This is a genomic window from Burkholderia mayonis (genome assembly GCF_001523745.2).
Classification (GTDB): Bacteria; Pseudomonadota; Gammaproteobacteria; order Burkholderiales; family Burkholderiaceae; genus Burkholderia; species Burkholderia mayonis.
In genome coordinates this window covers 755,419-780,119 of the sequence record NZ_CP013386.1, presented here as the reverse complement: position 1 = coordinate 780,119, position 24,701 = coordinate 755,419, and the positions used below count along the sequence as shown (strand labels likewise).

Annotated in this window: 17 protein-coding genes; 10 read left to right on the top strand and 7 right to left on the bottom strand. The window is 68.5% G+C overall.

Features of this window, described 5'->3' with window-relative positions; genetic code table 11:
• Entirely contained in the window at positions 1 to 537 is a 537-nt protein-coding gene (gene grpE / locus WS70_RS03960; protein ID WP_059470834.1) for a nucleotide exchange factor GrpE, read from the bottom strand.
• Between the two features lie 366 nt (positions 538 to 903).
• On the opposite strand from grpE, the gene WS70_RS32295 reads away from it, so the two are divergent.
• Entirely contained in the window at positions 904 to 1,065 is a 162-nt protein-coding gene (locus tag WS70_RS32295; protein WP_162836178.1) for a hypothetical protein, read from the top strand.
• Here the strand turns inward: WS70_RS32295 and WS70_RS03955 are convergent.
• The 3 genes from WS70_RS03955 to hrcA form a co-directional block, all read right to left on the bottom strand.
• A complete protein-coding gene (locus WS70_RS03955) occupies positions 1,037 to 1,444 on the bottom strand; it encodes an RNA-binding S4 domain-containing protein (RefSeq protein WP_059470833.1) in 408 nt (135 codons plus the stop codon). The two genes, WS70_RS32295 and WS70_RS03955, sit on opposite strands and share 29 nt — an antisense overlap.
• A 5-nt stretch (positions 1,445 to 1,449) precedes the next feature.
• The gene (gene hemH, locus WS70_RS03950) at positions 1,450 to 2,517 is read right to left on the bottom strand and encodes a ferrochelatase (protein ID WP_059596366.1); all 1,068 of its coding nucleotides are present in this window, start codon (positions 2,515 to 2,517) and stop codon (positions 1,450 to 1,452) included.
• 196 nt (positions 2,518 to 2,713) lie between these two features.
• The gene (gene hrcA, locus WS70_RS03945) at positions 2,714 to 3,736 is read right to left on the bottom strand and encodes a heat-inducible transcriptional repressor HrcA (RefSeq protein WP_059470831.1); all 1,023 of its coding nucleotides are present in this window, start codon (positions 3,734 to 3,736) and stop codon (positions 2,714 to 2,716) included.
• A gap of 131 nt (positions 3,737 to 3,867) precedes the next feature.
• Here hrcA and WS70_RS03940 point away from each other — a divergent pair, with 131 nt between their 5' ends.
• Together WS70_RS03940 and recN are read left to right on the top strand one after the other, a co-directional pair.
• Positions 3,868 to 4,770 carry an NAD kinase gene (locus WS70_RS03940; protein WP_059470830.1) on the top strand — a complete coding sequence of 301 codons (903 nt, stop codon included), beginning with the start codon at positions 3,868 to 3,870 and terminating at the stop codon, positions 4,768 to 4,770.
• A 29-nt stretch (positions 4,771 to 4,799) separates the two neighbouring features.
• Positions 4,800 to 6,449, top strand: a complete 1,650-nt coding sequence (gene recN, locus WS70_RS03935; RefSeq protein WP_059470829.1) for a DNA repair protein RecN — start codon at positions 4,800 to 4,802, stop codon at positions 6,447 to 6,449.
• A 427-nt stretch (positions 6,450 to 6,876) separates the two neighbouring features.
• On the opposite strand, the gene glnE is transcribed toward recN, so the two are convergent.
• Positions 6,877 to 9,654 carry a bifunctional [glutamate--ammonia ligase]-adenylyl-L-tyrosine phosphorylase/[glutamate--ammonia-ligase] adenylyltransferase gene (gene glnE, locus WS70_RS03930; protein WP_059596406.1) on the bottom strand — a complete coding sequence of 926 codons (2,778 nt, stop codon included), beginning with the start codon at positions 9,652 to 9,654 and terminating at the stop codon, positions 6,877 to 6,879.
• Between the two features lie 181 nt (positions 9,655 to 9,835).
• Between glnE and WS70_RS03925 the strand changes: the two genes are divergently transcribed.
• From WS70_RS03925 to WS70_RS03900, 5 genes are all read left to right on the top strand, one after another.
• The gene (locus WS70_RS03925; protein WP_059596365.1) at positions 9,836 to 14,029 is read left to right on the top strand and encodes a YhdP family protein; all 4,194 of its coding nucleotides are present in this window, start codon (positions 9,836 to 9,838) and stop codon (positions 14,027 to 14,029) included.
• 44 nt (positions 14,030 to 14,073) lie between these two features.
• Entirely contained in the window at positions 14,074 to 14,901 is an 828-nt protein-coding gene (locus WS70_RS03920; protein WP_059596364.1) for a carbon-nitrogen hydrolase family protein, read from the top strand.
• A 110-nt stretch (positions 14,902 to 15,011) separates the two neighbouring features.
• Positions 15,012 to 16,481: a metalloprotease TldD gene (gene tldD, locus WS70_RS03915; RefSeq protein ID WP_059596363.1), complete on the top strand. Its 1,470-nt coding sequence runs from the start codon at positions 15,012 to 15,014 to the stop codon at positions 16,479 to 16,481.
• 411 nt (positions 16,482 to 16,892) lie between these two features.
• Positions 16,893 to 17,966 (top strand): 3-deoxy-7-phosphoheptulonate synthase AroG, encoded by a 1,074-nt coding sequence (gene aroG, locus WS70_RS03905; protein WP_059470825.1) that lies wholly within the window; start codon positions 16,893 to 16,895, stop codon positions 17,964 to 17,966.
• A gap of 721 nt (positions 17,967 to 18,687) precedes the next feature.
• Positions 18,688 to 19,497 (top strand): hypothetical protein, encoded by an 810-nt coding sequence (locus tag WS70_RS03900; RefSeq protein WP_059596362.1) that lies wholly within the window; start codon positions 18,688 to 18,690, stop codon positions 19,495 to 19,497.
• A gap of 185 nt (positions 19,498 to 19,682) precedes the next feature.
• Here WS70_RS03900 and hmpA read toward each other — a convergent pair whose 3' ends face one another.
• Together hmpA and WS70_RS03890 are read right to left on the bottom strand one after the other, a co-directional pair.
• Positions 19,683 to 20,891 (bottom strand): NO-inducible flavohemoprotein, encoded by a 1,209-nt coding sequence (gene hmpA, locus WS70_RS03895; protein ID WP_059470824.1) that lies wholly within the window; start codon positions 20,889 to 20,891, stop codon positions 19,683 to 19,685.
• Positions 20,892 to 21,002: 111 nt separating this feature from the next.
• Positions 21,003 to 21,563 (bottom strand): cob(I)yrinic acid a,c-diamide adenosyltransferase, encoded by a 561-nt coding sequence (locus tag WS70_RS03890; protein WP_059596405.1) that lies wholly within the window; start codon positions 21,561 to 21,563, stop codon positions 21,003 to 21,005.
• Positions 21,564 to 21,722: 159 nt separating this feature from the next.
• Between WS70_RS03890 and WS70_RS03885 the strand changes: the two genes are divergently transcribed.
• Together WS70_RS03885 and WS70_RS03880 are read left to right on the top strand one after the other, a co-directional pair.
• The gene (locus WS70_RS03885; RefSeq protein WP_059470822.1) at positions 21,723 to 23,129 is read left to right on the top strand and encodes an FAD-binding oxidoreductase; all 1,407 of its coding nucleotides are present in this window, start codon (positions 21,723 to 21,725) and stop codon (positions 23,127 to 23,129) included.
• 67 nt (positions 23,130 to 23,196) lie between these two features.
• A complete protein-coding gene (locus WS70_RS03880) occupies positions 23,197 to 24,690 on the top strand; it encodes an FAD-linked oxidase C-terminal domain-containing protein (protein ID WP_059470821.1) in 1,494 nt (497 codons plus the stop codon).
• Positions 24,691 to 24,701: the final 11 nt, after the last annotated feature.

Sequence of the window (24,701 nt, the reverse complement as noted above, 5' to 3'; positions counted from 1 at the left end):
TTACTTCGGTTGCGCGACCGTCACGAGCGCCGGACGCAGCACGCGGTCGGCGATCGTGTAACCCTTCTGCAGCACGGCGACGACCGTGTTCGGCTCCTGGTCGGCCGGCACCATCGAGATCGCCTGGTGCAAATGCGGATCGAATTTCTCGCCGACCGGATTGAGCGCCGCGACACGGCCCTTCTCGAGCGCGCTCTGCAGTTGGCGCAGCGTCAGCTCGACGCCTTCGCGGACCTTCGCGAGATCGCCGGACGTGTCGCCCACCGCCGCCTCGAGGCTGTCGAGCACGGGCAGCAGGTTTTCGGCGAAATTCTCGATCGCGAATTTGTGCGCCTTCGTGACGTCGTCCTGCGCACGGCGGCGCACGTTTTCGGTTTCCGCCTTCGCGCGCAGGAAGCTCTCCTGCAGCTCGGCGAGCTTGGCTTGAGCCTCGGCGAGCGCGGCTTCTGCAGCCGGCGCCGCGTTTTCCGCGGCCTGCGCCTCGCGACCGGTTTCTTCAGTCGTTTGGTCAGTCGGGTTCTCTTGCGTGTTTTCCATATCGCTAGAAAGTCGGTTTAGAGGTTAAAGCCAAAACGGCAGCCGGCTTCGCGCCTTTTTCACGCAAACGGCCGACGCCGCACAATATCGGTGCAAATGGGGCCCCAGGCAACGATTTCAAGTGGGTTTTCCGCAAGAATCGCGCCCCCGCCGGAGGCATCGCGCCGCGCCGCAGTGCGCCGCGGCCGCCGCCCCGGATTCAGTCCGAAACGGCCTGTAACAACCCTTACCGGCCGGTCGCTGGATCGCGCCAGTGCGCTGCACTACACTTCCCAAAGGCGCGTCGAGGACCATGTATACCCTGACCCGACAACGCCCGACACCGGACCAGAGGCCCTTTCACCCGTCTTCTCGAGGGGGAGTACCGTGAAACTGACCTTCGCTATTTCGGCAGTCGCGCTGGTACTCATCGCCGGCACGACGACCATCTGCCTATCGGGCGCCGTCACCGAACGCACGACGGAATACGGCAGCGCGCGCGCGACGTTCGATCAGCTATTCAGCTCCCATTCGAAAATCTGTCGATGACCCGGCGGTCCCGCTTCGTCGGCCGCCCTTGCAGCTCGGCCGCCGGCTCGCGGAAACGCCGGCGCCGGTCGAGTTCCGCGAGCCGCTTCTCCCGCCCCGCTTCCGTCTCCGCATAGAGCGTCTGCGCGACGCTCGCCGGTCCGCGCACGTCGCATACGCCGACCACGTCGACCTGCCAGACGACGCTCTCGATCGTCACGTCGACCCGATCGCCGACGCGCACTTCCTTCGCCGGCTTGACGATCGCGCCGCCGATCTTCACGCGCCCTTTTTCGACCGCGTCGGCCGCGAGCGAACGGGTCTTGAAGAAGCGCGCGGCCCAGAGCCACTTGTCGATGCGCAGCCGCGCACCGGGTTCAGTCGATATCTTGTAGTTCATCGCAGTCAGCTCACGACCTCCGGCGCCGCCGCGACGCGCACCGGCCAGCCTTGCAGGTTTTCGGCGGCGATCTCGCCGAGCGCCGCGATCCAAGCGGGCGACGCGTTCAGGCACGGAATCCGGTGAAATTCCTTGCCGCCGCCGTGCAGGAACTCGTCGCGCACCTCGATCCCAATCTCCTCGACCGTCTCGAGGCAGTCGGCGGTGAAGCCCGGGCAGAACACGTCCGCGCGGCACACGCCCGCCGTGCCCAGTTCCTTGAGCGTCGGCGCCGTATAAGGCTGCAGCCATTCGGCCTTGCCGAAGCGCGACTGGAACGTGACACGGCACTCGAACGTCGTCAGGCCGAGCGCGGACATCAGCAACGCGGCCGTCTGCTGGCATTGCTCGTGGTATGGATCGCCGAGATCGAGCGTGCGCTTCGGCACGCCGTGAAAGCTCAGCACGAGCTTGTCGCCCGAATCGAATGCCGGCCTGCCGTGCGCCGCCCAATACTGGCGGACCTGCTCGGCAAGCGCGTGGATGTAAGCGGGGTGGTCCGCGTAGTGACGCACCGTACGCACCTCCGGCTGGTTGCGCATCCGGCCGAGCGCGGCGAACGCGGCGTCGAACGCAGTGGCTGTCGTCGACGCCGAATATTGCGGATACATCGGCAGCAACAGCACCCGCTCGGCGCCCGCGCGCTTCAACTGCGAGAGCACGTCGGCGATGCTCGGCGTCCCGTAGCGCATCGCGAAATCGACGATCACCCGGTAGCCGTTCGCCGCGAAGAGCGGCCGCAAGCACTCGGCCTGGCGCTCCGTATGGACGCGCAGCGGCGAGCCCTCGGACATCCAGACGGCCGCGTACTTCTTCGCGGACGCGCGGCCGCGCAGCGGCAGGATCATCGTGCGCAGGATCACCTGCCAGACGACCTGCGGGATCTCGACGACGCGCGGGTCGGACAGGAACTGCGCAAGATAGCGGCGCACCGCGCGCGGCGTCGGCTCGTCGGGCGTGCCCAGGTTGACGAGCAGCACGGCGACGCGGTGAGCGGCCGACGCATGCGACGGCGGTTCGAGGTCAAAACGCATGGAAAGATCGTGCCGGAGCACCGAATCGAACGACACTCATTATAGCGGGGCGGCCCGGGCCCACCAGTCGGCCGTCCGGCCGATTGCGCGGCGAGCGGCGGGGCAGCACGATGCGGTGACGGACTCGATCGAGGGAAAACGGCGCAGGACGCCGCAAAAGTGTGATGAAACGGCGATGAAGCGCGTGCGGAACCGGTTACTGCTGGCTGAGCGTCAGCGACAGGAGGCGCGCGGTGATGTCGACGATCGGAATCACGCGGTTGTAGGCCATCCGCGTCGGCCCGATCACGCCGAGCGTGCCGACGATCTTGCCGTTGACCTCGTACGGGGCCGTCACGACGCTCATTTCGTCGATCGGCACGAGCGTCGATTCGCCGCCGATGAAGATCTGCACGCCCTGCGCGTGGCTCGACACGTCGAGCAGTTGCAGGAGACTCGTCTTCTGGTCGAACACGTCGAACAGCTTGCGCAGCCGCGCCATGTCGGACGAAAGATCCGCCACTTCGAGCAGGTTGCGCTCGCCGGAGATCAGCACGGTGTCCTCGTCGTCGGCCTCCTCGGTGCTCGCCGTGACGGCCGCGTGCATCAGCGCCGTCATGTCGCCGCGCAGCTCGTCGATCTCCTCGCGCAGCCGGCGGCGCACCTCGTCGAACGACAGGCCGGCGAAGTGCGCGTTGATGTAGTTCGACGCCTCGGTGAGCTGCGCGGGCGTGTAGTCGCGCTGCGTCGCGATCATGCGGTTCTGCACATCGCCTTCGGGCGTCACGATGATGAGGAGGATCCGCTTGTCCGACAGGCGCAGGAACTCGATCTGCTTGAACACGTGGCTGCGGCGCGGCGTCAGCACGACGCCCGCGAACTGCGACAGGTTCGACAGCACGCTCGCCGCGGCCGCGACGACCTTCTGCTGCGGGTCGCCCGCCTGCAGCGTGGTCTGCACGAGCCGCGTGACGGCGGCGGCGTCGATCGGCGACTCGACCGTCAGCATCGTGTCGACGAAGAGGCGGTAGCCGCGCGGCGTCGGCACGCGCCCCGCCGACGTGTGCGGGCTCGACACGAGGCCGAGCTCCTCCAGGTCGGACATCACGTTGCGGATCGTCGCCGGGCTCAGCTCGAGCCCCGAATAACGAGACAACGTGCGCGATCCGACCGGCTGACCGTCGGCGATATACCGCTCGATCAGCGTCTTGAGGAGGGTTCGTGCGCGTGGATCTAACATGACGGAAAATTTTAGCGCAACCGGGCGGCGCCCGCGAGCGTCCCGCGCGCATCGTCCGTTCCCCACCCGTTTTGCCGCCCCCGGGCCGGCGGGCGGTTCTTTTCGTCATCGAGCTATGGTGTAATGCCGGCATGAAAATCGGCCACCAATTCCATACCGTCGCGCTCGTCGGGCGCAGCAACACGCCTGGCATCGCCGAGCCGCTGACGTCGCTCGCCGCGTGCATCGCGAAGCGCGGCTTCGAAGTCGTGTTCGAGGCCGACACCGCGCAGGCGATCGGCAGCACGGGCTACCCGGCGCTCACGCCCGCCGAGATCGGCGCGCGCGCCGATCTCGCGGTCGTGCTGGGCGGCGACGGTACGATGCTCGGCATCGGCCGCCAGCTCGCGCCGTACAAGACGCCGCTCATCGGCATCAACCACGGCCGGCTCGGCTTCATCACCGACATCCCGGCGTCCGACATGCAGGACGTCGTGCCGATGATGCTCGCGGGCAGCTTCGAGCGTGAGGAGCGCACGCTGCTCGAGTCCCGCATCGTGCGCGACGGCGAGCCGATCTACCACGCGCTCGCGTTCAACGACGTCGTCGTGAACCGCAGCGGCTTTTCCGGGATGGCCGAGCTGCGCGTATCGGTCGATGGCCGCTTCATGTACAACCAGCGCTCGGACGGCCTCATCGTCGCGACGCCGACGGGCTCGACCGCGTACGCGCTGTCGTCGTCGGGGCCGATCCTGCATCCGCAGCTACAGGGATTCGTGCTCGTGCCGATCGCGCCGCACGCGCTGTCGAACCGGCCGATCGTGCTGCCGGACGATTCGAAGATCGCGATCCAGATCATCGGCGGGCGTGACGTGAACGTGAACTTCGACATGCAGTCGTTCACGGCGCTCGAGCTGAACGACACGATCGAGGTGCGCCGCTCGAAGCACACGGTGCCGTTCCTGCACCCGGTCGGCTACAGCTACTACGCGACGCTGCGCAAGAAGCTCCACTGGAACGAACACCCGTCGAGCGAAGAAGACGACGACGCATAAGTCCTGACGCCACCTTCCGACCGCCACTCATGCTCCGCCACCTCTCGATCCGCGACTTCGTCATCGTCGCCGCGCTCGACCTCGAATTCGACAGCGGCTTCTCCGTCTTCTCGGGCGAAACGGGCGCCGGCAAATCGATCCTGATCGATGCGCTCGCACTCGCGCTCGGCGAACGCGCAGACGCGAGCGTCGTGCGCACCGGCTGCGCGCGCGCCGACATCAGCGCCGAATTCACGCCGCACGACCGCGTCGCACGCTGGCTCGACGAGCATGCGTTCGACGCCGACGATACGGTGATGCTGCGGCGCGTCGTCGACGCGAACGGCCGCTCGCGCGCCTTCATCAACGGCACGAGCGCGACGCTCGCGCAACTGCGCGAAGTGGGCGAGATGCTCGTCGACATCCACGGCCAGCATGCGCACCAGCTGCTGATGCGCACGGACGCGCAGCGCGAGCTGTTCGACGCGCACGCGGGGCTCGTCGCCGACGCGGCCGCCGTCGCGCGCGGCTTTCGCGCGTGGCGCGACGCGACGCACGCGATCGAGGCCGCGCAGGCGCACGAGCGCGAGCGCCAGCTCGAACGTGAAAAGCTCGCGTGGCAGCTCGCCGAGCTCGACAAGCTCGCGCCGCAGCCGGGCGAATGGGACGAAATCAGCACCGAGCACAAGCGCCTCACGCATTCGGCGAACCTGATCGACGGCGTCCAGGGCGCGCTCGATGCGATCTCCGAATCCGACGACGCGATGCTCACGCAGCTCGGCGCGATCGTGTCGAAGCTTCGCAGCCTCGCCGAGTACGATCCGGCGCTGAACGACGCGCTCGCGTCGCTCGAGCCGGCCGAGATCCAGCTACAGGAGGCGTCGTACTCGCTGTCGCACTATGCGCAGCGGCTCGATCTCGATCCGGACCGCCTCGCACAAGTCGAATCGCGGCTCGACGCGCTGCACTCGACCGCGCGCAAGTTCCGGCTGCCGCCCGAGACGCTGCACGACGAGCACGAGGCGCGCCGCGCGCAGCTCGCCGAGCTCGACGCCGCCGCCGACCTGACCGCGCTGCAGGCGATCGCCGACAAGGCGAAGGAAGCGTATCTCAGCGACGCGAAGAAGCTGTCGAAGGCGCGCGCGCAGGCGGCGAAGGCACTCGGCGCGGCGGTGACGACGGGCATGCAGGAATTGTCGATGGCGGGCGGGAGCTTCGAAGTCGCGCTCGTGCCGCTCGCCGACGGCAGCGCGCACGGTCTCGAGCAGGTCGAATTCCGCGTCGCGGGCCATGCTGGCGTGCCGCTGCGTCCGCTCGCGAAGGTCGCGTCCGGCGGCGAGCTCGCGCGGATCAGCCTCGCGCTCGCGGTAATCGCGAGCGCGGCGAGCCCGACGCCGACGCTCATCTTCGACGAAGTCGACACGGGCATCGGCGGCGGCGTCGCCGAGGTGGTCGGGCGGCTGCTTCACCAGCTCGGGCAGATGCGGCAGGTGCTATGCGTCACGCACCTGCCGCAGGTCGCCGCGCGCGGCGATCACCATTTCCAGGTCGCGAAGGGGCAGGACGGCGACGGCGGCGCCGTATCGACGGTCGTGCCGCTCGACAAGGCGAGCCGGATCGAGGAAGTCGCGCGGATGCTCGGCGGCCTCGAAATCACCGCGACGACACGCAAGCACGCGAAGGAGATGCTGACCGCATGACGCGGCGCACGCGCGCGCCGGGTGCGGCGTTCCGCACGTCGCGGCGGCGGTCTGTCCCCGCGACGTCTCGGACCGGCGGTCTTGCCGCATCGCCCCGGCGCTCGGCGCGCCCGGTCGGATCGCGCGGCAGCCGACACACGGCGGCCCGGCAGGGCCGTCGCCCGATGTCGCGAGCGTCCGGTCGGCGGCCGACGACGGCGCGCCCGATCAAAGGTCGACGCCGTGTTCGGAAAAGGACGAGGCCAGATGAAAACGCGAAACAACCCGGTTTTCGGCTGTCGCTTTCCTCGACCCGCGCGACCGCCAAGCCAATGGGGATGATCCGAAGGGCCGCGTTTTTCGACTCGAGCGTTCGGATGCGTTCGCCCACTCCCGGACGGTTGGCGCGGCATGCCGGACGCAGCCGGCGTGCTCCGCGCCCTTCCCGCTACGCGCCGAACACCCGATTCCACAGCGCGACCACCGCATCCCGCTCGGCCGCGACCCGCTCCGGCTCGACGCGCGCCTTCTCCATGCCGTCGAGCCGCAGCCGGTGCTGCAGCTTGCGGTAGGTCCGGTAAGCCGCGCCGACCGTCTCCGCCTCGTCTTCGCTCATCAGCCCGAAGCGCGACACCTCGCGCAGCAGCGCGATATTGCCGGTGTTGCGGATCATCTCGGGATGGCGCGCTGCGTGCAGCAGCACCCAGTACTGGACGACGAACTCGATGTCGACCATTCCGCCGCGGTCGTGCTTCAGGTCGAACAGCTCGCTCGTGTTCGGATGCCCGGCGAACACCTTGTCGCGCATCCCGGCGATCTCCTTCGCGAGCACCGCCGCGTCGCGCGGCGTCGTCAGCACCTGCACGCGGATCGCCTCGAACGCCGCGCCGATCTGCGCGTCGCCCGCGCTGTAGCGCGCGCGCGTGAGCGCCTGGTGCTCCCACACCCACGCGGTGTTCGCAGCGTCGCCCTCGCGCAGCTGGTAGCGCCGGAACGCGTCGAGGTCGGTGACGAGGAGGCCCGCCTCGCCGTTCGGCCGCAGCCGCAGGTCGATGTCGAATAGCGTGCCCGCGCCCGTCGCGGTCGTGAGCCATGTGATCAGGCGCCGCGTGAACGTCGTGTAGACGTCGGCCGCGCGCTCGTCCGGATCGTCGTACAGGAAGATCAGATCGAGATCGGACGCGTAGCCGAGCTCCTTGCCGCCCAGCTTGCCGTACGCGATCACCGCGAAACGCGGCGTGTCGCGGTGGCGCTTCGCGAGCTGCGACCAGACGACGTCGATCGTCACGTCGAGCATCGCGTCGGCGAGCTCCGACAGGCGGTCGCTCACGTGCTCGACCGACAGCTTGCCGGCCAGATCGAGCAGCAGGATCCGGAACACTTCCGCGTGGTGCGCGTGGCGCAGCAGGTCCATCTGATGCTCGGCGCCGTCGGCGGCCGCGAGTCGCGTGCGCAGCGCATCCTTGAACGCCGGCCAGTCGAACGGGCTCTCGATCGCCTCGTCGTCGAGCAATTCATCGAGCAATTGCGGATGCCGGATCAGGTAGCCGCCGCCCCAGCGCGTCGCGCCGAGCACCGACAGCACGCGCCGCAGCGCCGCCGGATATTCGGTCAGGAGCGCGAGGTACGCGCCGCGCCGGCCAACCGTCTCGAGCAGGTCGAAGCAGCGCACGACGGTCTCGTCGCGATGCGCGGCGTCGATCCGCGGCGCCGCCTCGAGCGCGCGCTGCGCGACGCGGTCGAACCGCACGCGGCTCGATTCCGGCAGCCCCGTGTAGCGCGACGAGCGCCATACCGCCTGCAGCCGCGCGAGCACCGCCGCCGGATCGGCGAAACCAAGCTCGGCGAGGCGTGCGGCGAGCGCGTCGTCGGCGCCGTCGTCGGCGAGCGCGCCGCTCCAGATGCAACCTGCCGCGCCTTCGTCCGCGCGGCGCTTGCCGCCGCTCGCCTTGTCGGCGAACACCTGGTCGAACTGCGCCTCGACGAACGCGCGGTGCCGGTCGAGCTCCGTCATCAGCGCCGCATAGCCGGTGAACCCGAGCGACGCGGCGAGCGCCGCGCGCTCGGCCGGATCGACCGGCATCGCGTGCGTCTGCGCGTCGTTCCGGTATTGCAGCCGGTGCTCGAGCGTGCGCAGGAACAGATAGGCGTCGGCGAGGCCCGCGCGCACCTCTTCGGCGATCAGCCCGCTCGCGCTCGCGTGGCGCAGCACCGCGAGCGTCGGCCGCACCCGGAAGCCCGCGTCCTGGCCGCCGCGAATCAATTGAAACACCTGCGCGCTGAACTCGATCTCGCGAATCCCGCCGCGGCCGAGCTTGATGTCGTCGGCCTTGTCGGGCCGCATCGTCGCACGCCGCCGCGCCTCCTGGCTGATCTGCTCGTGCAGCGACCGGATCGCGCCGATCACGCCGAAATCGAGATAGCGCCGGTAGACGAACGGCTTGACGATCGCGTCGAGCTGCTGCGAAAGGCGCCGCGCGGCGTCGCTCGCGCGCTCGGTCACGAGCCGGCCCTTGATCCACGCGTAGCGCTCCCACTCGCGCCCCTGCACGTAGAAATATTCCTCGAGCATCCCGAGGCTGCAGACGAGCGGGCCCGAGTCGCCGTTCGGGCGCAGCCGCATGTCGACGCGAAACACGTAGCCATCGGCCGTCGCCTCGGACAGCACGCCGATCAGGCGCCGCCCGAGCCGCGTGAAGAACTCGTGCGCGGAGATCGGCGTGCGGACGCCGCCCGCCGTCTCGCCGTCGTCCTCGTAGACGAAGATCAGGTCGATGTCGGACGACACGTTCAGCTCGCGGCCGCCCAGCTTGCCCATCCCGACGACGCCGAGCGCGAGCCGCTCGCCCGACGGGCCGCGCGGCTCGCCGTACAGCGCTTCGAGTTCCGCCGACAGCAGCGCGACCGCGCGCTGGATCGCGACCTCCGCGAGGTCGCTCATCGCGCCGGTGACTTCGGCGACGTCGGCGCGCCCCGACAGATCGCGCTCGGCGACCGCGCCGAACGCCTCGATGCGCAGTTGCCGCAGCGCCTTCTTCAGCGTGTCCTCGGACAGCGGCTGGCCGCCTTCGGCGAGCAGCGCGTCGAGGCGCGCGTCGAGCGCCGCGCGCGCGACGGGCGCGGCCGCCCACGCGGCGATGCGCTCGGCGAGCGCCGGCCGCGCCGCGGCCGCGCGGGCGAGATAGTGCGAATAGGAAAGGGACAGCAGATCGGAGGCGTCGGTCATCGTCAAACGCGCGTCGCGCGGTGAAAGGCCGCGGGCCGCCGCGCGCGGGCGGCGCACGGAGCAGGCACGCGGCCGGCCGGACAGCCCGCACGAACGGCGTCGCGAAAGCCGTCTGCGGGAACCCGTGTGATACATTTGAACGTCAGTCCGCAAAACTACCATATCGCCGCCCCTTCGCCGCATGTCCGACCGTCAGGATTCCGCCGCAACGACCGAAGCCGGACCTCCGCAGCACGATCACCCGGTCTTGCGTCGCGTGTTCAAGGGCGTGCTGGCGATCGCGCTCGCCGCTTACTTCATCGCGGCCGCCCTCTTCCTCGGGCTGCGCTACCTGCTGCTGCCGCGCATCGACGAGTACCGTCCGCGGATCGAAACCTTCGTCTCGCAAAAGCTCCACGCCGAATTGCGGATCGGCCGGCTCGCGCCGCACTGGTCGGGGATGCAGCCGGGCGTCGACATCAGCGACCTGACGATCCGCGGCCGCGACGGCCGCGTCGCGCTGTCGGTCCCGCACGCGACGGCCGCGCTGTCGTGGCGCTCGCTCGCGCGCTTCGCGCCGACGCTGTCGAGCCTCGTCGTCGACAATCCCGACCTGCTGACCGAGCGCCGCGCGGACGGCTCCCTTTTCGTCGCGGGCGTCGCCGTGCCGACGACGAAGACGGGCGCCGACGACACGTTCAGCGCGTGGCTGCTGAAGCAGGAGGCGATCGTGCTGCGAGGCGGCACGCTGCGCTGGCGCGACGCGCAGCACGACGCGCCCGAGCTCGCGTTGAAGGGCATCCGCATCGCGGTGCTGAACGACGGCATCGTCCACCGGATCGCGCTGCAGGCGCCCGCGAACGGCACGCTGTTCCATGGCCCGCTCGACTTCCGCGCGCGCTTCGTCCACAAGGCGCTCGCGCCGATCGGCAAGCCGTCGAACTGGACGGGCGACGCGTACCTGTCGACGGGCCCCGTCGACCTGCCGACGCTCGCGCGCTATGCGAACATCCGTCTGACCGCGTACGCGGGCCGGATCGACAACGCGATCTGGGCGCATTTCGCCGACGGCCATCTGTACGGCGCGGGCGGCGAGCTGCGCGGCTACGACGTCGCCCTGCGCGTGCGCCCGACGCAGCCGCGGCTCGACATCCCGGTCGCGCGCTTCGGCTGGGACGTCGCGATCGACCCGAAGCGCGACTACACACTGCACCTGTCGCGGCTGCACGCGGAGCTCGGCCAGCCGCCGCTGCCCGACGGCACGCCGGTCTCCCGCGCGCTCGCGCTGCACACGCTGACGGCGCGCTACCGCGTGCCGAGCGTCGACGAAGGCCAGTTGCTGAGCGTGTCCGGCGACCGAGTCGATCTCGGGATCCTCGCCGAATTCATCCGCGGGCTGCCGCTTCCGGCGCGACTGCGCAACGAGCTCGTGCGCTTCGATCCGCGCGGGCTCGTCGCGAACTACGCGATCGAGGTCGAGCGCGCGAAGCCGGCGAGCGCCGAATTCGTCGACGAAGAACGCCAGAGCGGCACCGCGCCGATCATCCGCTACCGGTTCCAGGGCGACCTGCGGGGGATCAGCTTCGAGGCGCAGGAGCCGCCGCCCGGGCTGTCGCCGCACGGCCACCCGCGCGCGGGGATTCCGGGCGTCGAGAACCTGTGGGGCCACGTCGACGCGGACGAGAAAGGCGGCGCGGCGAGCTTCGACACAGTCGACGCGGCCGTCACGGTGCCCGGCGTGTTCGACGAGCCGCGCCTCGCGTTCGACCGGCTGCGCGGTCGCGCGAACTGGACCATCACGCCCGCGCCGGGCGAGCGGCATGCGCGGGTCGACGTCGCAGTGCCGGAGTTCCATGTCGAGAACGCCGACGCGGCGATCGCGGTCGCGGGCAGCTACGCGAACCCCGGCCACGGCCGCGGCTCGCTCGACCTGAAGGCCGACTTCGAGCGCGCGGCCGTCGCGCGCATCACCCGCTACCTGCCGACGAGCCTGTCCGACCACCTGCGCCTGTACCTCGGCCACGCGCTGCAGGCGGGCCAGGTGAAGAAAGGCGCGACGATCGTCGCGAAGGGCCCGCTCGAGACTTTCCCGTACGAGCACGATCCGAAGGCGGGCGTGTTCCACATCGTCGCGCCGTTCTCGGGCGGCAAGTTCGAGCCGACGCCGCAGCCGCCGCGCACGCTAGCGAACGGCACGCCGAACGTGTGGCCCGCGCTCGACGGGATCGACGGCGTATTCGAGCTCGAACAGAACAAGCTGCGCTTCGACATCGACCGCGCGCACTACAAGGGCGTCGCGCTCACGAAGGTGACGGGGCGAATCGACGATCTCGGCCGCCCCACGCATTCGCCGCTCGTGATCGAAGGCCGTGCGCACGGCCCGCTCGCCGATCTGCTCGACTACGCAAACCACAGCGCGGTTGCCGGGATGACGGGCCACATCGGCAACCTCGTGCGCGCGCAAGGGCCGGCGACGCTCGCGCTCAAGCTCGACATCCCGCAGCACGTTCAGCATCCGCACGTCGGCGTCGACGGCGTGCTCGGCTTCGCCGGCAACACGCTCGAAGCCGACGGCGTGCCGCCGTTGACGCGGCTGCGCGGCAACCTGCGCTTCACCCAGCACACCGCGACGGTCGACCGGCTGACCGCGCGCTTCCTCGGCGGCGACGTGCGCGCGAGCGGCTCGCTGTCGGCGAACGGCCGCTATGCGTTCGATGTCGACGGCCGTCTGTCGGTCGACGCCGCGCGCGGGCTGAACCTGCGCGGCGCGGCGGCGGCCGCGCTCGAGCGCGTCGTCGGCGAAGCGCCGTATCAGCTCGCCGTGCGCGGTGCGAAAGGCGGCCTGCCTGACATCACCGCGAGCTCCGACCTGACGGGCGTCGCGCTCGACTTCCCCGCGCCGTTCGCAAAGCCGGCCGGCACGCCGATGCCGTTCAGCTTCGCGCTCGCGCCCGAGCCGCAGGCGGGCGCCAAGCCGCTCGAGCGCGCGGACCTGAAGCTCGGCCCACTCGCCGCGACGTACCTGCTCGACGTCGAGCGCGGCCAGCCGGTGCGCGCGGTGCGCGGCGCGATCGGGATGAACCGGATGCCCGACATGCCGCAGGAAGGCGTGAGCGCGGCCATCGACGTACCCGAGCTCGATGCGGATGCGTGGCAAGCGTTCGCGCAAGGCTTCGGCAAGTCGCCCGCCGCACGCGAAAAGCCGGCCGCCGCGCCGATCGATCTCGCGAGCTTCGCGCCGAAGCGTTTCGCGCTGCACTTCGGCACGCTGAAGCTGCTCAAGCGCAACTGGGAGAACGTGATCGTCGGCGCGTCGCACATCGACGACCTGTGGCAGGCGAACATCGCGTCCAACCAAGTGTCCGGCTATCTGTCGTGGGCGCCGGGCGGCGGCCCGACGGGCGCGGGCGTGCTGAGCGCGCGGCTCGCGAAGCTCGTGATCCCGGCAAGCGCCGAGCACGATCTCGTCGGCCGCGCGATCGATTTGCCGACGCCCACCAACCATGCGATGCCGGCAATCGACCTCGTCGTCGACCAGGTCGTCGCGCGCGGCCACGACATCGGCCGGCTCGAGGTCGACGCGCGCAACATCGACGAGAACGGCATTCCCGTCTGGCAGCTCGACAAGCTCGAGCTCGCGAATCCGGCCGCGAAGCTCACCGCGACCGCGAACTGGCGCACGTCGCGGCGCGCGCTCGCGCGCGGCGTCGACGAGGACGACGCGCCGCGCCGCACCGTGTTCGACTTCACGCTCGCGATCGACGACGCGGGCGCCCTCCTCGACCGCGTCGGCCTGCCGAGGACCGTCGAGAATGGGCGCGGCACGCTGTCGGGCAAGGTCGCGTGGCGCGGCGGTCCGACCGCGATCGACTATCCGACGCTGAACGGCCGCCTGTCGCTCGATCTCGCGCACGGCCAGATCCTGAAGGTCGATCCGGGCGCGGCGAAGCTGCTCGGCGTGCTGAGCCTGCAAGGCCTCGCGCGCTTCCTGACGCTCGACTTCCGCGACGTGATCGGCAAGGGCCTGCCGTTCGAGACGATTACGGGCACGGGCAGGATCGAGAACGGCATCGCGCATACGCAGGATTTCGAAATGAAGACGCCGCCCGCGAAAGTGACGGTAACGGGGGCGGTCGACCTCGCGCACGAGACGCAGGACCTGAACGCGCACATCGCGCCGAAGGTCAGCGCGAGCGCGGCCGCGATCGGCGCGGCGATTTTCAATCCGCTCCTCGGCCTGGGCGTGCTCGCCGCGAACCTCGCGCTGTCGCAGACGCTCGCGCACGCGTTCGCGGTGAACTACGCGATCACGGGATCGTGGGCGCATCCGCACATCGAGCGTGTCGGCAACGATCGGGGTAAGATGGGCTACGCGCCCGCGGCCACCGAGCACTGACGCGGCCGCCGGGCCCGCACTTTTTTTCGGCTATCGAATCCGCCATGACCGACCGCCATGCTTTAGCCACGCCGTTTCGGGTCGCCGCGCTGCAAATGGTCAGCACGCCCGATCTCGAGCGCAACCTCGCCGAAGCCGGGCGGCTGATCGCCGACGCGGCGGCGTCGGGCGCGCGGCTCGTGCTGCTGCCCGAATATTTCTGCTTCATGGGCCACACCGACGCCGACAAGCTCGCGCTCGCCGAGCCTTACCAGGACGGCCCGATCCAGCGCTTTCTCGCCGACTGCGCGAAAGCGCACGGCGTCTGGGTGATCGGCGGCACGCTGCCGCTGAAGGCGCCCGAGCCGTCACGCGTGCTGAACACGACGCTCGTGTTCGACCCGCAGGGGCGCGAAGCGGCCCGCTACGACAAGATCCACCTGTTCAACTTCGAGAAGGGCGACGAGTCGTTCGACGAGGCGCGCACGATCCGCCCGGGCGACGCGGTGCGCACGTTCGACGCGCCGTTCGGCCGGGTCGGCCTGTCGGTCTGCTACGATCTGCGCTTTCCGGAGTTGTACCGGAAGATGGGCGACTGCGCGATGATCGTCGTGCCGTCGGCGTTTACGTACACGACGGGCCGCGCGCATTGGGAGACGCTCCTGCGCGCCCGCGCGGTCGAGAATCAATGCTACGTGCTCGCCGCCGCGCAAGGCGGCAAGCACGAAAACGGCCGCCGCACGTGGGGCCACAGCATGCTCGTCGATCCGTGGGGCGAAGTCGTCGCGGAGCGCGACGAAGGCGCGGGCGTCGTCGCGGGCGATGTCGATCCCGCGCGGATCGCCGACGTGCGGCAGAGCCTGCCCGCGTGGCGGCACCGCGTGCTCGCATGAGCGCCGGATCGCCGGACCGCCGCCATTGAAAGACGGCCGCCGCGATCCATCTAACCGGAAAGAAGGCGCGTCCGACAACCGTTTCAGAATTTGAGAATCCCCGAATCCGCATGAACATCATCGAACCCGGCATCCGCAATCTCGCACTCGCGAAGGACGTCCTGCTCACGCCGTACGGCCTCGACGAAACCCTCCTGACGCGCACGCTCGCGGACATCTTCACGCATCGCGTCGACTACGCGGACCTGTACTTCCAGGCGACCCGCAGCGAGGCATGGAGTCTCGAGGAAGGCATCGTCAAATCGGGCAGCTTCAGCATCGACCAGGGCGTCGGCGTGCGCGCGGTCGCGGGCGACCGCACCGCGTTCGCGTATTCGGACGACCTGTCGCCCGACGCGATCCTCCAGGCGGCCGCGGCGACGAAAGCGATTGCCGCCGCGGGCGGCGGCAAGCAGAAGATTCGCGCCGCGTCGTCGCTGAAAGGCATCTCGGGCCGCGACCTGTACCTGCCCTCCGATCCGCTCGCGTCGCTTGACGCGACCGCGAAAGTGAAGCTCCTCGAGCGCGTCGAGCAAATGGCGCGCGGCCGCGACCCGCGTATCACGCAGGTGATGGCGGGCCTCGCGGGCGAATACGACGTCGTGCTCGTCGCGCGCAGCGACGGCGCGCTCGCGGCGGACATCCGCCCGCTCGTGCGCGTATCGGTGACCGTGATCGCCGAGCAGAACGGCCGGCGCGAGATCGGCTCGGGCGGCGGCGGCGGCCGCTTCGACTACGACTACTTCACCGACGACGTGCTGTCGCGCTACGTCGACGACGCGGTGCACGCGGCGCTCGTGAACCTCGACGCGCGTCCCGCGCCCGCGGGCGCGATGACGGTCGTGCTCGGCCCGGGCTGGCCCGGCGTGCTGCTGCACGAAGCGATCGGCCACGGCCTCGAAGGCGACTTCAACCGCAAGGGCTCGTCGGCGTTCGCGGGCCGCATCGGCGAGCAAGTCGCGGCGAAGGGCGTGACGGTCGTCGACGACGGCACGCTGCCAAACCGCCGCGGGTCGCTGAACATCGACGACGAAGGCAACCCGACGCAATGCACGACCCTCATCGAGGACGGCATTCTGAAGGGCTACATCCAGGACACGCTGAACGCGCGGCTGATGAAGATGCCCGTCACCGGCAATGCGCGGCGCGAGTCGTATGCGGCGCTGCCGATGCCGCGGATGACGAACACGTACATGCTGAACGGCGACAAGGATCCGCAGGAGATCATCGAGTCGGTCAAGCATGGCCTCTATGCGGTGAACTTCGGCGGCGGCCAGGTCGACATCACGAACGGCAAGTTCGTGTTCTCGGCATCCGAGGCGTACATGATCGAGAACGGCAAGGTCACGTACCCCGTGAAGGGCGCGACGCTGATCGGCAGCGGCCCGGAATCGCTCAAGTACGTGAGCATGATCGGCAACGACATGAAGCTCGACACGGGCGTCGGCGTGTGCGGCAAGGAGGGGCAGAGCGTGCCCGTCGGCGTCGGCCAGCCGACGTTGCGGCTCGACAACATGACGGTCGGCGGCACTGCGTCGTAATGCGGCATTGCCGCATCTTGGCGCAGACAATTCGCGCGAATTGCCGAAATCGCGCGGATCGTCCGCATTTTTAAGGTCACAGGATTGCCAGCCGCGCGCCGACCAGGTATAAATCTCGTTCTGTTATCGCTTCATTGATGAACCGCATCTCCGCCATGTCCGCAAAGTTTTACTTTTACTTTTTTTGGCATCTCAGACCGCTGGCGGATCGAGAGGAGTGATGGCGCGCGAAGCGCAACCGAATTCCCGAAAAACCGCCGGCGAACCCGGCGGTTTTTTTTCGCCCCGCCGGTTCGCAGCAGCGGCAGACGGAACGATCCACCGGCTTTTCCGAACAACCCGATTTGTCGAATTGAATCGCTAGCCGCACCCGCGTTCGCCGGGCGGCGCCCCGAACTGGAGAACTCAAGCATGCCCCCGCACAATACCGACGACGTCCGCATCCGAGAACTCAAGGAACTGATTCCGCCTGCGCACCTGATCCGCGAATTCGCGCTGAGCGAAGCGGTGTCGGAACTCATCTACAACTCGCGCCAGGCGATGCACCGGATCCTGCACGGGATGGACGATCGCCTCATCGTCATCATCGGGCCGTGCTCGATTCACGACACCAAGGCGGCGCTCGAATACGCGGGCCGGCTCGTCAAGGAGCGCGGGCGCTTCGAGAACGAGCTCGAGATCGTGATGCGGGTGTACTTCGAGAAGCCGCGCACGACGGTCGGCTGGAAGGGGCTCATCAACGATCCGCACCTCGACAACAGCTTCAAGATCAACGACGGCCTGCGCACCGCGCGCGAGCTGCTGCTGCAGATCAACGAGATGGGGCTGCCCGCCGGCACGGAGTACCTCGACATGATCAGCCCGCAGTACATCGCCGACCTGATCTCGTGGGGCGCGATCGGCGCGCGCACGACGGAGTCGCAGGTGCACCGCGAACTCGCGTCGGGGCTGTCGTGCCCGGTCGGCTTCAAGAACGGCACCGACGGCAACGTGAAGATCGCGGTCGACGCGATCAAGGCCGCGTCGCAGCCGCACCATTTCCTGTCGGTGACGAAGGGCGGGCATTCGGCGATCGTGTCGACGGCCGGCAACGAGGACTGCCACGTGATCCTGCGCGGCGGCAAAGCGCCGAACTACGACGCGGACAGCGTGAACGCCGCATGCGCGGACATCGGCAAGGCGGGTCTCGCCGCGCGTCTGATGATCGACGCGAGCCACGCGAACAGCTCGAAGAAGCACGAGAACCAGATCCCGGTCTGTGCGGACATCGGCCGCCAGATCGCGGCGGGCGACGAGCGGATCGTCGGCGTGATGGTCGAATCGCATCTCGTCGAGGGCCGCCAGGATCTGAAGGAAGGCTGCGAGCTGACCTACGGCCAGAGCATCACCGACGCGTGCATCAACTGGGACGACAGTGTGAAGGTGCTCGAAGGCCTCGCCGAATCGGTGAAGGCGCGGCGCGTCGCGCGCGGCAGCGGCAACTGATCCCCTCGACGATCGAGCACGCCCCCGGGCACCGCCCGGGGGTTTCATATCCGATGTGGCATCACGGACCGCGTGTCCGTGCTCCGATGACAAGCCGTCCGCGACAAACGCGAGCGCGGCGAATGACCCGGCAACGGCCCGCCGCCATCTCGTGCTGCCATGAAGGAACGCGTTCTTCCGGCGTGACATCGCCCCCTTGTCTTCGGCACCATGTCGAACCGGTTCCTGCACTCCTCTGCCTATTGCAAATGATGCAAATCCCGCAGGTGCGCCGGCGCAGACGGACGCGTCACGAGGCGGCGACCGCAATCGAACACAATGAAAACAAGCGGTTAGCAACCGACCTGTCGTAACGAAAAAACTCGAAATTCGCAGATCGACATCGCCGCGGCGTTCCCCGGCTTCCAACGTATCGGAAGTGAGACGTTCCCCACCGCTTCCGAAGCATATCTTGTTTCCTGTCTGGTTCGAACGCGCCCGAACGGTTGCCGGGACACAAGTGGCACGCCGCTCGCATGGATGCCACAGTCGATTGGACTCCGTAGCGGGCACGACGCGCCCCATCGCTTCGTGCGGGTAACAATCCAGAAAACTCCCTCGGTCAACCGAATGCGCCACTGCCGCCCGGCAACGCGTTGGCCGTCTCGTGTCAGCACGTTCGTGCATCGCCCACCCGATTCCAGTCGCCCCCGAACCACACTTTGGCAAGCTGGAGGCCACCATGATCGATTTCGCCCCACTCATCAAGCAGGCATTGCACGCCGCAATAGTCGTTTCGCTCGCGACCGCGCTCAGCGGCTGCGGGGGAGGCAGCGGGAGCGACGGTGCGACTCCCGCTGCAGTCGTCCATGACTCCGTCGCGCCGGCAGCGGTGGCAAGCGTCAACATCGTCCCGCCGGACGCGATGTTCGAAGGCCAAACCTATGCCCAGTGGTCGACGGCATTCTGGCAATGGGCTCTGGCGTTGCCGCTCGCCAATCCGCCGCATCCGTTTCTCGATTGCAACAACCGTCCCATCTCAGCCGCGCAAACGGGCAATGTCTGGTTTTGGTCCGCACCCAGTCTGGCTCCCGACGGATCGCCGCTGGTCTGCAACCAGTCGGCGACGATCATTCCGGCCGGCAAAGCAATATTCCTGACCATGCTCGACATAGAAGCATCGTCGCTCGATAGTCCGCCTTTCTTCGCCACCACGGCAGTCGGCCAACAAGCAATCGCGCAAAAGTTCTTCAGCCGCATCGGCGATCTGTTCTGCACGATCGACAACGTCCCGATCAGCAATCTTCAGAATTACCACGCCCTCACGCAGCAATTCCACTTCCATGCCCCGACGCCATGGATTTTCAATAGCACTGGAGGAAACGGCACGTCGGTGGCCGATGGCTATTACCTGATGCTTCAACTGCCGCCCGGCTCGCACACGATTCATTACGGCGGAACGTTCCATTTGCTTGCCAACGATCTGTATCCGGGATCGGCGCCGGTTAACTTGCCGATGGACGTCACCTTGCTCGTCACGATGGGCAAATAGCGCTTGGCCGCATGCCCACGTGCCCGAAAATGCCACCACGAAAATTTCGTCGGTGACGCAATACGGCTGCGGGCGCGCTCGTCGTCGGCGAACGCCGAGCTATCGAGAGCGCGGTATCGACTGCCGCCTGTCAACGAAAAGCCCGGCTCGAGCCGGGCTCCAACGTCCGCAACGATCGACGGCGCTTACTCGAGCGCGCCCGAACCGAAGATCTCGGTCTGCACCCGCTCCGGCGCGACGCCGAGCGCGACGAGCGCGTCGCGCTGCTGCTTCATGAACGCGATCGGGCCGCAGACGTAGTAATCGGCATCCGGCACGAGCGCGTGACGCTCGAGCGCCGCCGTCGTGATCCGCCCTTCGCCGTCGTGATCGACGCCCGGCCGGTCGTTCGCGCCGACCTCTTCGTAGAACACCGCGCGCTTCACGTTCGGATGCGCGTCGGTCGTATCGTTCAACCAGTCGCGGAACGCGTGCACGCGCGCCGACCGGCAAGCGTGGACGAAGCGCACTTCACGCTCGCTGCCCGACGCGACGAGCGTCGTCGCCATCGACACCATCGGCGTGATCCCGACCCCGCCCGAGATCAGCACGACGGGCGTCGACGCATCGCGATTCAGCGCGAAGTCGCCCATCGGCGCGGTGACTTCGACGATCGAATCAACGTCGACGCCATCATGCATCAGCGTCGACACCTTGCCCGCCGGCACGTCCTCGCTGCGCCCCGCTTCGCGCTTGACCGAGATCCGCAGCCACTTGCCGTGCGGCGCGTCGGACAGGCTGTACTGGCGCGGCTGATCGACGCCCATGTCGCCGACGAAACGCTTCACCGAAATGTACTGACCCGGCTCGAACTCGGGCGCCGCGCCGCCGTCGGCCGGCGTCAGGCAGAACGACGTGATCTCGTCGCTCTCGCGCACTTTCTTCGCGACCTTAAACGGACGGAAGCCGCTCCATGCGGCGTTCTCGTACAGATTCGCCTCCGCGCCGATCAGGATCGTCGCGAGCTGGCCGTACGCGACGCGCCACGCTTCGAGCGTGTCAGGATCGACCGCGTCGCCGAGCACCTCGACGATCGACGCGAGCAGGTTCTCGCCGACGATCGGATAGTGCTCCGGCCGGATGTTGAGGCTCGCGTGCTTGTGCGCGATCCGCGACACCGCGCCGCCGAGCGCGCCGAGATTGTCGATGTTCGCCGCGTACGCGTAGACCGCCTTCGCGAGCGTCTCCGGCTGGCTGCCCGTCTTCTGGTGCGTCTGGTTGAAAACGTTCTTCAGCTCGGGATGGCGCCCGAACATCCGTTGATAGAAGTGCTTCGTGATCGTCGCGCCGTGCTCCGCGAGAACCGGTGCGGTCGCTTTCACTCGGGCCATCTGCTCGGCGGTCATCTGCGTCATGAAAGTATTCCTCCGTTAAACATTCTCAAACAATACATGTTTATGGGCGCGCCTCCGGCGGTCAAATTGTCGCACTTCGACACAACGGGTTAGCGATTGCAATGATGCGCATCAACGCGTTGAGCGCGCGCGCGTGCGGTCCCACAGCACGTCGGCGCCGCCCGCCGCACGGTTCAGCACGCGCGCGAGCACGAACAGCAGATCCGACAGCCGGTTCACGTAGCGGCGCGGCGGCGCGTTGAGCGCCTCGTGTGCACCGAGCGCGACGATCGAGCGCTCCGCGCGCCGGCACACGGTCCGGCACACGTGCGCGAGCGCCGCGCTGCGCGCGCCGCCCGGCAGGATGAACTCCTTCAGCGGCAACAGTTGCCCGTTGTAGTGCGCGAGCCAATCGTCGAGACGCGCGAGATGCGCGTCGGTGATCGCCGCGTGCCCCGGGATGCAGAGCTCGCCGCCCAGGTCGAACAGGTCGTGCTGGATCGTCGACAGCGCCGCGCGGATATCGCCCGGCAGCGGTTCGGCAAGCAGCACGCCAATCTGCGAATTCAATTCGTCGACGTCGCCGATCGCCGCGATCCGCGCGTCGTCCTTGCGCACGCGGCTGCCGTCGCCGAGGCCCGTCGTGCCGTCGTCGCCCGTGCGGGTCGCGATCTTGCTCAAGCGATTGCCCATTCGTGTCCCCATGGTCAGCGGCGGCGCGCGCCGCGTCGGTGAAATCGTCATTATCGCAGCCGCCTTGGCGGCGGCGCGCATGCTTTCGAGCGTAAAATGATCTGGCCGCCTCGCCGCGGCGCCTGCCATAAAGTAAAGTCCGCCCCCCAGGAGACTCGCGTGAACCACCCCGCCCCGCCGCATCGCCCGCTTCCCGCAGCGTTCGTCGACGCGCTCGCCGCCCGGTTCGCCTCGCGCATGTCGACTGCGGAAGCCGTGCGCGCCCATCACGGCCGCGACGAGTCTCCTTTCGATCCGCAACTGCCGGACGCCGTCGTGTTCGCGCACGCGGCCGACGACGTGCGCGACGCCGTCCTCCTCTGCGCGCGGCACGACGTGCCGCTGATCCCGTACGGCGTCGGCTCGTCGCTCGAAGGCCATCTGCTCGCCGTGCGCGGCGGCGTGTCGCTCGATCTGTCGGAGATGAACCGCGTGCTGTCGATCGACGCCGACGATCTGACCGCGACCGTCGAGCCCGGCGTCACGCGCCGCACGCTCAACGACGCGCTGCGCGACACCGGTCTCTTCTTTCCGATCGACCCGGGCGCAGACGCGAGCATCGGCGGAATGACCGCGACGCGCGCATCGGGCACGAACGCGGTGCGCTACGGCACGATGCGCGAGAACGTGCTCGGCCTCACCGTCGTGCTCGCGGACGGCCGCATCGTGAAGACCGGCACGCGCGCGCGCAAGTCGGCGGCGGGCTATGATCTCACGCGGCTTTTCGTCGGCTCGGAAGGCACGCTCGGCGTGATCACCGAAATCACGCTGCGATTGCATCCGCAACCCGAGGCGGTATCGGCCGCCGTGTGCGCATTCGAGTCGATGAGCGCCGCCGCGCGCACCGTGATCGAGACGATCCAGATCGGCGTGCCGATCGCGCGCGTCGAATTCGTCGACGCGCTCGCCGTGCGCGCGATCAATCGCAACGCGCATCTCGGGCTCGCCGAGGCGCCGACGCTCTTCTTCGAATTCCACGGCACGGAATCCGGCGTGCGCGAGCAGGCCCAGCAAGTCGAGGCGCTCGCCGCGCAGAACGGCGGCCAGGACTTCGAATGGGCGACGCGTCCCGAAGATCGCACGCGTCTCTGGTCCGCGCGCCATCACGCCTATTTCTCGATGCTGCAATTGAAGCCCGGCTGCCGCGCGGTGACGACCGACGTCTGCGTGCCGATCTCGCAGCTCGCCGCGTGCGTCGAGGAAACCGAGGTCGATCTGAACGCATCGTCGCTGCCGTGCCCGATCGTCGGCCACGTCGGCGACGGCAACTTCCACGTTGCGATCCTGATCGATCCTTCGAAGCCCGAAGAACTCGCCGAAGCCGAAGCGCTCAACGACCGGATCGTCGAGCGCGCGCTGCGGATGGGGGGCACCTGCACGGGCGAGCACGGCATCGGGCTGCACAAGATGCGCTTTCTCGCGGCCGAGCACGGCGAGAACGCGGTCGACGCGATGCGCGCGATCAAGCTCGCGCTTGATCCGAACAATCTGATGAATCCCGGCAAGATCTTCACGATCGACGCATGACGAAAACGAAGCCAGCGACGAGACCGGCGAACGACCTCGCGCCGTCCGTCGCGGACCAGGAGGAGACATGAACGCCCCCGCCGAACTGTCGGCCGATCTGCGCGCGCAGCGCCAGCGCGAAGTCGTGCAGGCGCTGATGGCCGTGCTGCCGACCCACTGCCTGCTGTACCGCGACGAGGACACGGCCGCGTACGAGTGCGACGCGCTTTCCGCATACCGCCGGCTGCCGCTCGCCGTCGTGCTGCCGGAGACCGAATCGCAGGTGCAGCGGATCGCGCAGATCTGCCGGCGGATGAACGTGCCGATCGTCCCGCGCGGCGCGGGCACGAGCCTGTCGGGCGGCGCGCTGCCGATCGGGCACGGCGTCGTGCTGTCGCTCGCACGCTTCACGCGGATCGTCGAAATCGATTCGTACGCGCGCACGGCGACGATCCAGCCGGGCGTGCGCAATCTAGCGATTTCCGAAGCCGCCGCACCATACGGGCTCTACTACGCACCCGATCCGTCGTCGCAGATCGCATGCACGATCGGCGGCAACGTCGCCGAAAACTCGGGCGGCGTCCATTGCCTGAAGTACGGGCTCACGTGCCACAACGTGCTGCGCGTGCGCGGCGTGACGAGCGACGGCGAGATCGTCGAGTTCGGCTCGCTCGCGCCCGACACGCCCGGCCTCGACCTGCTCGCCGTCACGATCGGCAGCGAAGGGATGTTCGTCATCGTCACCGAGGTCACGGTCAGGCTGATCCCGAAGCCGCAGGCCGCGCAACTCGTGATGGCGAGCTTCGACGACGTCGTCAAGGGCGGCGAGGCGGTCGCTGCGATCATCGCGTCGGGCATCATCCCCGCGGGCCTCGAGATGATGGACAAGCCGGCGACGCAGGCGGTCGAGGCGTTCACGCACGCGGGCTACGACCTCGACGCGGCCGCGATCCTCCTGTGCGAATCAGACGGCACGCCGGAAGAAGTCGCCGAGGAGATCGTGCGGATGACCGCGGTGCTGCGCGAGCACGGCGCGACGCGCCTCCAGATATCGCGCAGCGAGGCGGAGCGGCTGCGCTTCTGGTCGGGCCGCAAGAACGCGTTCCCGGCCGCGGGCCGCATTTCGCCCGACTATTACTGCATGGACGGCACGGTGCCGCGCCGCGCGATCGGGCCGCTCCTCGCGCGCATCGAGCAGATGGAGACGAAATACAGGCTGCGCTGCATCAACGTGTTCCATGCGGGCGACGGCAACATGCATCCGCTCATCCTGTTCAACGCGAACGATCCCGACGAGCTGCACCGCGCGGAAGCGTTCGGCGCGGACATCCTCGAGAGCTGCGTCGAATTCGGCGGCACGGTGACGGGCGAGCACGGCGTCGGCGTCGAGAAGCTGAATTCGATGTGCGTGCAGTTCTCGCGCGAGGAATGCGACGCGTTCTTCGCGGTCAAGCGCGCGTTCGATCCGCCCGAGCTGCTGAATCCGGACAAGGGGATTCCGACCCGCGCGCGCTGCGCCGAATACGGCCGGATGCACGTGCGCGGCGGGCTGCTGCCGCATCCGGACCTGCCGCGCTTCTGACGCTGCGCGCG